Raw genomic sequence first — 13,233 nt, forward strand, 5'->3', positions numbered from 1 at the left:
ATCAGCTCCGCAGTGTCTTTCCGGTCTCAGTGGCAAACAGATGCGCCTGCGACATGTCGAGGCTCATGGCGACCCGCTCGCCTGGCCGCAGTGGCCTCGGGTTCAGCATGCGCGTTACCCAGTCTTCGCGGTTGAATTCGACGAACACCAGTGTCTCGTTGCCGAGCGGTTCGGTGACCGTGATCGGCAGTTCGATCTGGTGGACATCGGCCGCCCCGCCGGAACTGATGCCATGGCCGGTCGGATAGATGTCGTCGGGCCGCAATCCGAATACGACCTTGTCGCCGGTCGCGACATTGGCCTTGAACTGGCCGGGCAGCGGCAGTCTTTCGCCGCTGGCGAAAACCATCTGGCCGTCATCGATCGTGGCCTCGTGCAGGTTCATCGGCGGCGAGCCGATGAAGCCGGCGACGAAGCGCGTTGCCGGCCGCCGGAAAACCTCGTCGGGCGTGCCGACCTGTTCAATATGGCCGTCGCGCATGATGACGATGCGGTCAGCCAGCGTCATCGCCTCGACCTGGTCGTGGGTGACATAGATCACCGTCGACTGCACCTTGGCATGCAGTTTCTTGATCTCGGTGCGCATCTGCGTGCGCAATTTGGCGTCGAGATTGGAAAGCGGCTCGTCGAACAGGAACACATCGGGGTCGCGCACGATGGCGCGGCCCATGGCGACGCGCTGGCGCTGGCCGCCCGACAGTTGCGACGGGCGGCGGTCCAGCAGCGTGTCGAGGCCGAGGATGGCCGAGGCCTCGGCGACGCGGCGCTCCATGTCCTCCTTGGCGGCCCCTGCGATCTTCAGGGAGAAGCCAAGATTCTCGCGCACCGTCATGTGCGGATAGAGCGCGTAGGACTGGAACACCATCGAGATGTTGCGCGAGCGTGGCGGCAGATCGTTGACGACACGCCCGCCGATTTCGATCGAGCCGGCGCTGATCTCTTCCAGCCCGGCGATCATCCGCAGTGTCGTCGACTTGCCGCAGCCGGAGGGGCCAACCAGCGCGATGAACTCGCGGTCGGCAATATCGAGGTCGATGCCGTGCACGATCCCGATATTGCCGTAGCGCTTGGTCAGCTTGGTGAGGGTAACGGTTGCCATAAGATCAGCCTTTCACCGCGCCGGAGGTCAGGCCGCCGACAAGGTGTTTCTGGACGATGTAGGTGAGGGTGAGCGCCGGAATGATCATCACAACGGCGAGCGCACACATGCCGCGCCAGTCGATGGTGAACTCGGCGGTGTAGTCGAGCAGGCCGACCGGCAGCGTCTTGGCGCTCACCGAGCGGGTCAGCTGCGAGGCCAGCGCGAATTCGTTCCAGCAGGTCAGGAAGGCGAAGATCGCGGCCGACGCGATGCCCGGCCCTGCGAGCGGGAACTCGACCTGCCAGAAAGCCTGCCAGCGCGTGCAGCCATCGATCTGCGCCGCCTCCGCGAGGTCCTTGGGCACCTGGCGGAAGAAGCCGTCGATCAGCCAGATCGTGAACGGCACGTTGAGCGCGACATAGGCAAGGATCAGTCCGAAATGCGTGTCGATGATGCCGAGCCGCACATAGAGGAAGAACAGCGGCAGCGACAGCGCGATGCCCGGCACCGTGCGCGTCAGCATCAGGCCAAGGAACACGCTCGATTTGCCGCGGAAGCGGTAGCGCGCGAAGGCATAGCCGCCGGCCATGCCGATGGCTACCGCAATGACCGTCGAGGTCACCGAGATGATCAGCGAGTTGCGGAAATATTCAATGACCGGGATGCCGCCCTTGCCGATGCCCGAGAACATGGCGACATAGGCGTCGAACGAAATCTCCTGCGGGATCCACACCGGCGGCTTGGCCATGATCTCGACGGTCGGCCGCAGCGACGAGATGACGATCCAGAGACCCGGCAGGCAGATCGTCAGCATCGCCAGGAACAGGCCGATGCGATAGACGATGCCCAGCAGCCGGCGCTTCAGGCGGGCGGAAGAATTCTCGTCCATTCTCACCACTCCGCACCGATCTGCGTGCGCGCCGCGGCGAGCTTGTTGAAGAAGTAGACGGTGAAGGCGATCGACAGCAGGATCGAGAAATAGGCCATGGCGTTGGCCATGCCCATGCGCCCGTCGCTGTAGGCGGTGCGGGCCACCAGGGTCCATAGTAGTTCCGTGCGGCCCGCCGGTCCGCCATCGGTCATGATCTTGACGATGTCATAGGCGCGCGCCACGTCGAGTGAGCGGATGGTCATGGCGATGTAGGCGAAGGGCATGACGAACGGCCACGTCACATAGCGGAATGTCTGCCACGGCGTGCAGCCGTCGACGCGCGCCGCCTCGATCGGCTCCTTGGGCATGGCGAGCAGACCGGCGAGGATCAGGATGGCGAAGATCGCTGTCGACGACCAGATCTCGGCAATCGAAATGGCGATGAAGGCGAGATGGCCCTCGATCAGCCACGGTATGGCGTCTTGCGTGATGCCGAGCGACTGCAGGGCATTGTTCACCAGGCCGATATTGTCGTTGAACATGAACTTGAACTGGAAGCCGACCAGGATCGGCGAGAACATCATCGGGAACATCATCAGCGTGCGCAGGATGCGCTGGCCGCGCGTCGCCTTCTCGACCAGCATGGCGAGGCCAAGGCCGAGCAGCATTTCGAGATTGAGCGCGATGGTCAGCAGCAGAACCGTGCGGCCGAAGGCCCACCAGAAATCGGTGTTGGACAGGATCGAAAGATAATTCCGGATGCCGATGAAGACGTAGAACGTTTCGGGCCGCGTCAGGCGGAACGGCGTGAAGCTGGAGTAGAGCGACAACAGCAGCGGTACCACGACAACCGCCGCCAGCACGATGCCAGCAGGAAGCAGCAGGAGGAATGGCGCGGATGGCTTGAAGCCCTTCATCAGAATCCTTGAGGTGTTTGCATTTGGACGGCGGTGCGTGGGCCGGGGCGAAGGGTTAGCGTAAACCGCTGGCATCCCGCGAAACGCGATCGCCTCCCCCATGCTGATGGGGGAGGCAGCTCCTTGAGAGCCGTTGCTAGAGCTTGCCGGCGTCCTGGAGGATCTGCGTCGCCTTGGCGGCCGCATCATCCAGTGCCTGCTTGGAGGTCTTGTCGCCGAGGATCGCCGCCTGCAGTTCGGGATAGACTGCGTTCGAGATCTCGATCCACTCAGGCGTCTGCGGCACGGCGAAGGCGTGCTTCGCCTCTTCCTGGAAGGCGGTAAGAACCTCCTTCTTGTAGGGATCGTTTTCGGCCTGCTTCAGGTCCCAGTCCCAGACCGCGGTGCGGGTCGGCAGCGGACCTGCGGCGGCCTCAAGCTTCTGGCTGTCTTCGTTGGTCAGCCACCACACCAGAGAAGCCGCGGCCTCCTTGTTCGGGCAGTTCTCGGTCACCGAGAAGCCATGGAAACCGGACCAGCCGGTGCGCTTGCCAGACGAGCCCTTCGGCGCGACCTTGACGCCGACATTGCCGGCGACCTTCGACGACTTCGGATCGTTGAAGAAGCCTGCCCAGCCCGGCCAGTCGAGGTTGATGGCGACGGTGCCCGAAGCAAAGCCCTGGCCGAGATCGTCCCAGAGATAGTTGGTGGTTCCGGCCGGCACGGCCTTGGCCTTGTAGAGGTTGACGAACCAGTCGAGCGCCCGGATTCCGGCCTCGGAATTGAAGACCGGCTTACCGTCCTTGTCGAGATACTCGCCGCCTTCGGCAACGACCATCTCGTAGAAGCGGCCGTTGATCGCCTCTTCCTTGCCGGCGAATTGCGTGCCGTAGAAATTGGGCGGGTTGGCGAAGAACTCGGCCTGGTCGGTGACTTCCTTCCAAGTGTCCGGCGGCACCAGATCATAGCCGTATTTCGCCTTGAACTGGGTCTTGTTGTCGGCGTTCTCGTACAGGCTCTTCTGGTAGTAGAGCGCTGAAACGTCGAATTGGGCGCGCGGCAGCATCTCCAGCTTGCCGTCGATGGTCGCCGACGTGATCGTCGACGGCACGAAGGCGTCGATCTCTGCCTTGGGCAGCAATTTGCTGAGGTCTGTGTAGAGGCTCGTATATTGCGGCGCGAAGGACGAATGGTTCCAGCCGACGCACCAGTTGGTGCTGCCCGAGGCGATGTCGGACTTGAGTTCCTTGTCGATGTCGAAGCCGTTCTTCTTGGTCAGGATGTTGACCTTGGCCCCGGTCGCCTTCTCCCATTCTGGAATGCGCTCGTAGAGTTTTTCATATTGCTGGCCGCCGATCAGCTTCACGTCGACGGTCACGCCTTCGAACTTGCCGGGCAGGTCGCCGGCAAGGGCAGCGCCTCCACCTGACGCAAGCAACAATGCGCCGGCGCACACGCCGGAAAGCAGTCTGTTCATTGGTATCCTCCCTTGGTGCCGCCTCCGCGGCGACCGCAACTCGTCTGGTGACAAGAAGTGCTACATTCATATACAAACAAAACATTCACGGATACGTCAAGGCGAAATTTTGTTTCCGTCAGGCGTGTTCATGCGTATATGAAGGGTGAAATTCACTGGAGGGATGAGCCATGGACGACAGCGAAGACGAGCGCTATCGCGCGCCGGCGCTCGACAAGGGGCTCGATATCCTCGAACTGTTGGCGGGCGTCGACGGTGGCCTGACGCAAGCCGAAATCGCCAAGAAGCTCGACCGCAGCCCCAACGAATTTTACCGCATGCTCGACCGGCTGGTGCGGCGCGGCTACGTCACCAGGCTCGACGGCGACCGCTATTCGCTGACGCTCAAGCTGTTCGGCCTGGCGCAGTTGCACGCTCCGGTGCGGCGGCTGGTCTCCTACGCGACGCCGCTGATGCGCGAACTGGCCGAGACATCGCAGCAGGCCAACCAACTCGTTGTTTTTGATCGCGGTTCCGCCGTCGTCATCGGTCAGCAGGAGGCGCCGAATTATTGGGGCATCTCGATCCGGGTCGGCTCGCACATCAGCCTGTTCGACACCGGTTCGGGGCATGTGCTGCTCGCCTTCCGCTCGCCGGAAGAGCGGCAGATGATGATATCGGAACACGTCCGCAGCACCGACAAGACGGCGCAATCGACCGAGTTCTTTTCCCGTCTCGACCAGATACGCGACCGCGGCTACGAGATGATGGCCTCAATGCAGACTGCCGGCGTCTTCAATCTCTCCGCGCCGGTGCGCAGTTCCGACGGCAAGGCGATCGCCGCATTGTCGATACCCTACATCACCGTGGTCAATGCGCCTTCCGCGCCCGACATCACCAGGACGATCGAGCTGCTGCTGGTCACGTGCGAAAAGCTGTCGCACCTTGCCGGGTCGGCGGTCGGCTCATCGGCATGAATTCTTATTTGAATGATGAATTCCCCCGTGAGATGATTTGAAAAAGCCGGACGGAGGAGCCTCGCCATGATCATCGACACCCATCTGCATCTCATTGACCGTTCGGTCTTGCGCTACCCCTGGCTCGCCGGCGTGCCGGCGCTTAACCGTGATTTCTCCTATGAGGATTACGCCGTGGAGGCGCAGCGTGTCGGCGTCGGGCGCGTGCTGCATATGGAGGTCGATGTCGACCCAGCCGACATCGAGGCCGAGACCGCTCGTGTCGAAGGCCTGTCGCGGCAACCCGGCAGCATGCTGGCCGGGGTGATCGCGTCCTGCCGGCCCGAAGAGGTGGATTTTCCCGCCTATCTCGAAAGGCAGCGAGCAAACCCATTCGTCAAAGGTTTCCGCCGTGTTCTCCACGTCATGCCGGACGATCTCTCGGAAGGCGCGCTGTTTGGCGACAACATCAAGCGGCTTGGCGGTACGGGCCTGACCTTCGATCTCGTCGTGCTGCCGCACCAGATCCCGAAGGCGATTGCGCTTGCCGACCTGGCGCCCGATGTGACGTTCGTCCTCGACCATTGCGGCGTGCCCGACATCAAGGGCAACAGCGAGCATCCGTGGCGCGAGCATATGAGCGAGATCGCGGGGCGCCCGAATGTCATGGCCAAGATTTCAGGCGTCGTCGCCTATGCCGATGCGGGCAGCTGGACGGCTGAGACGCTGCGGCCCTATGTCGAACACACAATCGGTGCGTTCGGCTGGGACCGCGTCGTCTGGGGCAGCGACTGGCCGGTCTGCACGCTTGGCGGCGGCCTCTCGACCTGGGTCGCGGCGACCCATGCGCTGCTTGTCGGTTGTAGCATTTCGGAGCGCGACAGGCTGCTATCCGGGAATGCCCGCAAGCTGTGGCGGCTCGACTGACTGGCTCCCTCAGATCGTCGTCGAGACGTGCCGTTCGCGGCCGTAGAGCGAGACCAGCAGCACGATGATAAGGCCCAGTGCTGCCTGTACCGCCGAGGGCTGGAAGCCGAGGCCGATCAGCAGCGTGTTGATCTCGGTCAGCACCAGCACGCCGGCGATGGTGCCGAGATAGCTACCGCGGCCGCCAACCAGCGCCGCGCCACCAACGACCACGGCCGCGATGGTCTGGAACAGATAGGGCTGGCCGACATCGCCATAGGCCGAGCCGGTGAAGCCGAGCAGCAGCACCCCCGCCACGGCGGCGAAGAAGGCGCTTGCCGCATAGGTGATGACCCACATGCGAACCGGATCGATCAGCGCCAGCGGTGCCGCACCCGGATTGCTGCCGAGTGCATAGAGCCGCCGCCCATAGGGCGTCCGCTCCAGCACCAGCACGACGAGTGCGGCCAGCACGACCAGGCTCGGCACCAGCCACGGAACCGGCAGCGGTCCGGCCGATCCGCCGATCGACACGAAGCTGGAAACCGCTTGCGGCGCGGAGCCTGACGGGAAGCCGGCAGTCCACAGCAGCACCAGCCCTTGCACCACCATGCCGATGCCGAGCGTGACGATCAGCGGCTGGATGTCGAGGCTGCGCGAGATCAGACCGTTCAGCCCGCCGATGATGATCGCCAGTACGCCGACGAGGCCGCAGACCAGGACAAAATTCCAGCCATCGCCATAAAGCTGCGCCGCCACGACATTGGCAAAACCGATGACGAAGGGGATCGACAGGTCGATGCCACCCATGATGACGACCAGCGTCTGGCCGATCGAGGCGACGGCAAGCAGCGAGGCGAGAACCAGCATGGCGCGTATCGCAAACGGTGCCGAGTAGCCGGGAATGAGAACTGTGCCGGCAAGGTGCAGAAGAGCGGCGACACAGAAGGCGCCGACGACGCGGGCGTTGGTTGTCGTGAACAGGTTTCGGCGCAAAACCATGTCAGCGACTCCTCATGGCAAGACGTTCCTGCAGCGCGGTCAGCATCACGGCCAGCACCAGTATGGCGCCATAGGCGATCTGCAGCACGAAGGTCGAGACGTTGAACGTCGTCAGTACACTCTGCAGCAGAAAGATGTCGATGGCGCCGATGGCGGCACCAGCGACGCCACCTCGACCGCCGGCCAGGCTGACGCCGCCGAGCGCGACGGCAGCGATGGCGATCAGCGTGTAGGTTGGGCCGATATTGGGGTCGGCGGAGCCGATCAGCGCGGTCAGCATCAGCCCGGCGCATCCGCTGACGAGCCCGGTCATGACATAGGCGATGAAGCGCACGCGCGTGACATCGACGCCGGCGGTGTAGGCGGCACGGTCGTCGCTGCCGACCGCCATCAGCTGGTCGTAGTAGGGCGTGCGCCGCACCAGCCACCAGGCAATGAACATCAGTGCCAGCGGCAGCATCGACAGCGGACCGGACAGTGCCTTGAGCCAGGCCGGCGCCGGGCCGATCGGTGCGGGCAGGATCGTCAGCGTCACACCGGTCAGGATCAGATAGGTGCCGAGCGTGGCGACGATCGGCTGGATGCGCACGATTGTCGCCAGAAAGCCGTTCGCAGCCCCTACCAGCGCGCCGACGAGCAGGGCCGCCGGAACGAGCACCAAGGGCGATGAGATGCCGGCGCCGAGGAACAGCAACTGGATCGCAACAGCGTTGACGAAGCCCATCAGCGGCCCGACCGAGATGTCGATGCCGCCGCGACCGGCGAGGATGACCGGCGTCGAGGCGATGGCCGCGCCGATCAAGGGCGCGGCCAATCCGACTAGTGCCCCCCACGATCCCGGCTGGAACCGTCCCGGGCTGAGGATGAGATTGACCGCAAGCAGGACGATCAGCAGCACGACCGCGAAGCCGACGTTTCGCCCAAGGGACAGGAGACGCGCAACAGGGTTCATGCCGCACGTCCGAACATGGCTGAGATCACGCTGTCTGTGGTCAGCGCATCGCCGGCGATTTCAGCCGCGACTTCATTTTCGCGGAACACCAGCACGCGCTGGCACAGGAGAAGAATTTCCTCGATCTCGCTGGACAGGATGACCAGCCCCATGCCGTCCGCAGCCAATCCGCGAAAGACGTCGTAGAGCACGTGCCGTGTCGCCACGTCGACGCCACGGGTCGGGTCGTTGAGAAGCAGGATCGCAGGCTCGAGCGCCAGCGCGCGTGCCAGCAGCACTTTCTGCTGGTTGCCGCCGGACAGGGTGGTGATCGGCGCATCGGGTCGGGGTGCCACGATCGACAGTTTTTCGCGATAGATGTCGTAGCGCGCCTTGCGTGCCGCCGGGCTGATCAGGCCGAGGCGCGTATCGCGCGACAGTGTCGAGACGGCGAAATTGTCGAGCACCGACTGCGTCGGAAAAATGCCGTTCGCACGCCGGTCGCGCGGCAGATAGGCGATGCCGCTGGAGACGGCCTTGCGGAAGCCGGTGATCTTGCGGGGCTCGCTGGGCAGGTCGAGCACGATCGAGCCCCCATACGGCGATGCCAGGCCGGCGAGCATCTTGAGGAACAGCTCCTGGCCATGGCCGTCGAGGCCGGCAAGGCCGACGATCTCGCCCGGAGCAATCGCCTGCGTGATCGGACTGGCGCCGGGTGCGATGGCGAGGTCGCGAACGGTGAGGCCACGAAAGTTGGAAGCGATGCGATCAGCCATGCGCCAGCTCCGCCGCGGTGCGTGGCGCCATGGCCTTGAGGAGCTCAGCTGGCGTCGAGGCGCCGCGCTCTTCGGTGCGCACGACGCTGCCGCCACGCAGGATCGAGATGCGATCCGAAAGCGACATCACCTCGTCCATGCGGTGGGTGATGAACAGGATCAGGCAACCTTCGCCGGCAAGCGCGCGCATCAGCGAAAACACGGATTCGCGATCGGCGAAGTCGAGCGCGGCGGTGACCTCGTCGAGGATCAGGATCTTTGGATTGCGGATGACCGCACGCGCGAGAACGACAAGCTGTTGTGCTGCGAGCGGCAACAGGCCGGCGCGTGTGTCGAGCGGCACGTCGGTGATGGCGAAGCGCTTCAGCGCCGCCGCCGCCCGGTCGCGGCGCTCATTGCGGGGAACGGTGCGCCGGATCAGCCCGTCGAGGCCGAGCAGGACGTTGTCGGTCACGCTGCGGTCCGGTGCGATCAGCACCTCCTGGAACACCGTGGCGAAGCTTTGCGCCTGAAAGGCCGAGGGGTTGCCACCCGAAAACGGTTTGCCCTGCAGCAGGATCGCGCCGCTGTCCGGCTGGACGATGCCGGACAACAGCTTGACCATGGTGCTCTTGCCCGAACCGTTCTCGCCCAGGATCGTGTGGATCGTCCCCGCCCGGAACGCGATCGACGCGTCCGCGAGCGCGACCGTCTCGCCGTAGCGTTTGGATATGTTTGTGATTTCAAGCATGTCGCGTTTCGATGCTGGCAGGCCGGCTCCCCGAAAGGAGCCGGCCTGCTGAGATGCTAGTTGGTGCAGGCGTCACTTTGCGCAGGCGTCACTTTGCGCAGGCGTCGGGCACCTTCGAGTAATCCCAACCCTTGGTCGGCGCCGGGTTCGAGAAATAGGCGTCGAGCCATTCCTCCGGCATCGGGTCCGTCGGCGGGATGGGGAAGATCGACACCGCATCCGCCGTCATGCAGTCCTTGTACCAGGCGCCGAGATCGGCGGTGTGGACAGGCGGGATCGGGATCAGCAGCGTATTCAGCTTCGGCTTCTGGCCGTCCAGCATGCGCTCGCCGACGCGGAACAGCGTTTGCGCGGTCCAGTGCGGCAGAACCGCATGGCCTTCAAAGCGGTACTTGTCGGGATTGGCCTTCCAGTAGCCCAACGCGTCGCCAGTGATCGAGCCGGTGATCAATGGCGCCGGCCTGCCTGCCTCGGCGAAGGCTTCGGCGACGACGCGGCTTTCGCTGCCTGTCGTCCACACCGCATCGATCGGCGCCGGGTTGGTGGCGATCGCCTGCAGCACCACCGTCTTGGTGACATTGGCCGTCCAGTTGCCGTTGACGTTGCGCGAGATCTTCAGCTTCGGATTTTCGGCCAGCGCCTTGTCCGCGCCCTGGCGTTCCTGCACCACGATCGGGTGGCCGGCAATGCCTTCGACGAGCAGGATGCTGGCACCGTCCGGCTGCGCCTTGCCGATCGCCGTCATCATGTCATAGCCCCAGCGCGCATAGTTGGAATCGACATTGATCGCGTTCGGGCTGGTCACCGAACCGGCCGCGGTGATGAACGGAATACCGGCCTTGGCGGCAGCATCGATCGCATCGTCGAGCGCCGTCGCCGAGCCAGGGATCGACGTGATGATCGAGCACTTCTTGTCGATGAAGGCTCGGATCTGGTTGATCTGCTGGCTGGCGTCGTTGTTGGAGTCCGACACCTCGAAGCTGGAGACGGTGCCGTCGGCGATCAGCCCGTCGACAAGGCGCTTCAGTTCCTTGGTCACCGTAACCCGCCACGGATTGCCCTGGTAGGATTCCGAGTGGCACCATTTCCACGGCTTCGGCGGCGCGGTGAAATTTTCCCAGGCCGAAGGCAGCACCTTCTGCGGCGCGCCGTCATACTGCGCCTTGAGTTCGGTCGGCAGTCCGCCGATGACGCCTTGCACATCTTGCGCGAAGGCGGTCGTTGCAAGCGAGGCAAGCGCCGTTGCGGCCAGCAGGCCGCGGATCATTCCTGTCATCTTGTTCTCCTCCGTTCGGTTTCGTTCAGGCTCCTCCACCGGCAGCGCCGGACACCTGCGCCGGAGAACTTTCCCGAAACAGGCGATTGAGATCGGCAACGACCTCGGCGGCTTTGTGCCGGGAGGTCATGCCGGAAAGGATGCGGTCGGATGCCGCTTGCTGGAACGCCATGTAGCCGTCATGGCGTGGTCGCACCCATGCGCCCTCCAGCGTCGCGCGCGTGTCCCGATAAAAATTGCCGGTCGCTTCATTGACCGTCTGGTCCTCCCAGGCCGCGGCATGGCCGGGCTGACCGCCGGCAGCGGCATAGGGGCCGCGCTGGACATCGCCGCTGGCGACCCGATAGGCGAAATCGATCGCGGCATCTCTGGCTTTGGAAAAGGCTGAAACCGCTATACCGGTGCCGCCGAGCGCTGAACCGATCGGGCCATTCGAACCTATGACCGGGATGTCGGCAAAGGCCAGCCGGTTCGCGCGAAACCCGGCCATCGCATAGGAGACATAGCCATAGATGAGCGGCGCGCAGACGATCCGTGAACCGGCCTCTGCCATGCGCTCCGAGACGGCAATCGGATCCATCTCGAGGCAGGCCGGGTCGACGAGTGCCGCGATCTCGCGCATTGTCTCGAAGACTTCGCTGCCGGCGTCGGCGTCGATAAGGTCGCCGGACGGATCAGTCGCGCAGGGATGCCCGAGATTGCCGGCAAGCGTGTAGAACACCATCAGCACGTGGGGCGGGCGCAACGGCAGCAGCACACGGCCTTGCCGGGCGAGGTCGAGCACTTCGCTCCAGCGCGCCGGCGGCGCATCGAGCGCATCCGGCCGCCAGGCCTGGACTTGGGCCGCAGCATCGATCGGAAACGCCCATTGCCGTCCCTGCCAGGTGTAGCTTGGATAGGACCGGCCGACGCTGCCTGAGGCGAGGGCGGCGCGTTCGGCCTCGCGGCCGGCAACATCCAGCGGCTCGAGGCAACGCTCCGCCGTGATCTGGCCGACATGCGGATGGTCGATGACGATCAGGTCATAGGCGCGCGCCAGTTCTTCGACCGGGAAGGATTCGAAATCCTGCAGCGAGCGCTTGTCCCATTCGATGGCAATGCCGGTCTTCTGCTGCCACAGCGCCGAGCAGGCGACCATCGGATCGTAGCCACGCGGATGGCTCCAGGTCATGCCTTTGAGCTTGGGCGAACTCACAGGCCGAACTCCTCGCGGATTGCCGCACTGTGCTCGCCGATGCGCGGTGCCGCCCGATCGACCTTGGCTCTGATACCATCGACCCTGAGCGGCGAACTGGTGGTGAGGATCGAGACATCGTCCTCGCGCGTCACCGTCTGCAGCATGTCGAGCGACTGGAAGCCCTCGCTTGCCAGCATTTCCGGCCAGGTCAGCACCTTGGCGCACCAGATGTCGGCGGGCTCGAGAATGGCAAGCCATTCGTCGATGGTTTTGGTGGCGATCCTCTGCGCGATGATCGCCTTGATGTCATCGCGCGCGGTGAACCAGGATGCGGGCTTGTCGCGATAGGATGCGAGTTCGCCAAGCGACAGCAGATCGGCCAGCTTGGGGATCGGGGTCATGGCGATGGCGAGATAGCCGTCCTTGGCCGGGTAGACACCGTAAGGCGCCGACAGATAGGCATGCGCGCTGCGGAAGCTTGAGCGCCTGGGCAGCCGGCGGCCGTCATTGAGATGCGTGGTCAGCACCTCGAACTGGAAATCGACCAGCGCTTCCAGCAGGCTGGTTTCGATATGGCTTCCCTGGCCGGTGATGCCGCGCCTTACCAGTGCGGCCAGAATGCCTTGCGCGCTGGCCGCACCGGCCAGCATGTCGCCGATGGCGAGGCCGAACGGCACCGGCCCCTGGTCCTCGTCGCCGTTCAGCCACATCACGCCGGAACGCGCCTGCGCCAGGAGATCCTGGCCCGGGCGTTTGACCCATGGGCCGTCCTCGCCATAGCCGCTGATCGAGGCATAGACCAGCCGTGGGTTGATCTTGCGGACGGCTTCGTAGTCCAAGCCGAGCCGTTCGATGACGCCCGGCCGGAAATTCTGGATCAGCACATCGGCCTTGGCCAGAAGCCCGCGCAATGCCGTGAGATCGGCCTCGTTCTTGAGGTCGATGGCAAGACTTTCCTTGGCCCGGTTGATGGCATGGAAGATTGTGGAATCGCCGCCGATCTCGGTGTCGCTGAGATAGAGCCGGCGCGACAGGTCGCCGCCATCCGGACGCTCGATCTTGATCACGCGGGCGCCGAGATCGAGCAGCCTGAGCGAGCAATAAGGCCCGGACAGGAACTGGCTCAGGTCGACGACCACGAGACCGGCGAGCGGCAATTCGGCTACTGCCGGCAT

Annotated in this window: 13 protein-coding genes; 2 read left to right on the plus strand and 11 right to left on the minus strand. The window is 64.1% G+C overall.

The annotated features are described in order from the left end of the window. Position 1 precedes the first annotated feature (1 nt). The 4 genes from ACFOJ9_RS07990 to ACFOJ9_RS08005 form a co-directional block, all read right to left on the minus strand. Complete coding sequence (locus ACFOJ9_RS07990; protein WP_378978304.1) at positions 2-1,099, minus strand: ABC transporter ATP-binding protein; 1,098 nt, start codon at positions 1,097-1,099, stop codon at positions 2-4. A 4-nt stretch (positions 1,100-1,103) separates the two neighbouring features. Continuing rightward, the gene (locus ACFOJ9_RS07995) at positions 1,104-1,970 is read right to left on the minus strand and encodes a carbohydrate ABC transporter permease (RefSeq protein WP_263781903.1); all 867 of its coding nucleotides are present in this window, start codon (positions 1,968-1,970) and stop codon (positions 1,104-1,106) included. Between the two features lie 2 nt (positions 1,971-1,972). Next, the gene (locus ACFOJ9_RS08000; protein ID WP_378978306.1) at positions 1,973-2,869 is read right to left on the minus strand and encodes a carbohydrate ABC transporter permease; all 897 of its coding nucleotides are present in this window, start codon (positions 2,867-2,869) and stop codon (positions 1,973-1,975) included. Positions 2,870-3,005: 136 nt separating this feature from the next. Further along, positions 3,006-4,325 carry an ABC transporter substrate-binding protein gene (locus tag ACFOJ9_RS08005; RefSeq protein ID WP_378978308.1) on the minus strand — a complete coding sequence of 440 codons (1,320 nt, stop codon included), beginning with the start codon at positions 4,323-4,325 and terminating at the stop codon, positions 3,006-3,008. A 170-nt stretch (positions 4,326-4,495) separates the two neighbouring features. Here ACFOJ9_RS08005 and ACFOJ9_RS08010 point away from each other — a divergent pair, with 170 nt between their 5' ends. After that, positions 4,496-5,281 (plus strand): IclR family transcriptional regulator, encoded by a 786-nt coding sequence (locus ACFOJ9_RS08010; protein WP_378978310.1) that lies wholly within the window; start codon positions 4,496-4,498, stop codon positions 5,279-5,281. 66 nt (positions 5,282-5,347) lie between these two features. After that, entirely contained in the window at positions 5,348-6,187 is an 840-nt protein-coding gene (locus ACFOJ9_RS08015) for an amidohydrolase family protein (RefSeq protein ID WP_378978312.1), read from the plus strand. A 9-nt stretch (positions 6,188-6,196) separates the two neighbouring features. Here ACFOJ9_RS08015 and ACFOJ9_RS08020 read toward each other — a convergent pair whose 3' ends face one another. From ACFOJ9_RS08020 to ACFOJ9_RS08050, 7 genes are all read right to left on the minus strand, one after another. Beyond that, on the minus strand, positions 6,197-7,168 hold the full coding sequence (locus ACFOJ9_RS08020; protein ID WP_378978314.1) for an ABC transporter permease: 972 nt from the start codon (positions 7,166-7,168) through the stop codon (positions 6,197-6,199). Between the two features lies 1 nt (position 7,169). After that, positions 7,170-8,120: an ABC transporter permease gene (locus ACFOJ9_RS08025; protein ID WP_378978316.1), complete on the minus strand. Its 951-nt coding sequence runs from the start codon at positions 8,118-8,120 to the stop codon at positions 7,170-7,172. After that, a complete protein-coding gene (locus ACFOJ9_RS08030) occupies positions 8,117-8,875 on the minus strand; it encodes an ATP-binding cassette domain-containing protein (RefSeq protein ID WP_378978318.1) in 759 nt (252 codons plus the stop codon). The genes ACFOJ9_RS08025 and ACFOJ9_RS08030 overlap by 4 nt, the downstream gene beginning before the upstream one ends. After that, a complete protein-coding gene (locus tag ACFOJ9_RS08035; protein WP_378978320.1) occupies positions 8,868-9,605 on the minus strand; it encodes an ATP-binding cassette domain-containing protein in 738 nt (245 codons plus the stop codon). Before ACFOJ9_RS08035 ends, ACFOJ9_RS08030 begins: the two co-directional genes overlap by 8 nt. An 88-nt stretch (positions 9,606-9,693) precedes the next feature. Beyond that, positions 9,694-10,881, minus strand: a complete 1,188-nt coding sequence (locus ACFOJ9_RS08040) for an ABC transporter substrate-binding protein (RefSeq protein ID WP_378978322.1) — start codon at positions 10,879-10,881, stop codon at positions 9,694-9,696. A gap of 25 nt (positions 10,882-10,906) precedes the next feature. Continuing rightward, positions 10,907-12,076 (minus strand): extracellular solute-binding protein, encoded by a 1,170-nt coding sequence (locus ACFOJ9_RS08045; RefSeq protein ID WP_378978324.1) that lies wholly within the window; start codon positions 12,074-12,076, stop codon positions 10,907-10,909. Further along, positions 12,073-13,233 (minus strand): CaiB/BaiF CoA transferase family protein, encoded by a 1,161-nt coding sequence (locus ACFOJ9_RS08050; RefSeq protein ID WP_378978326.1) that lies wholly within the window; start codon positions 13,231-13,233, stop codon positions 12,073-12,075. The genes ACFOJ9_RS08045 and ACFOJ9_RS08050 overlap by 4 nt, the downstream gene beginning before the upstream one ends.

Source organism: Mesorhizobium cantuariense, assembly GCF_042647205.1.
Classification (GTDB): Bacteria; Pseudomonadota; Alphaproteobacteria; order Rhizobiales; family Rhizobiaceae; genus Mesorhizobium; species Mesorhizobium cantuariense.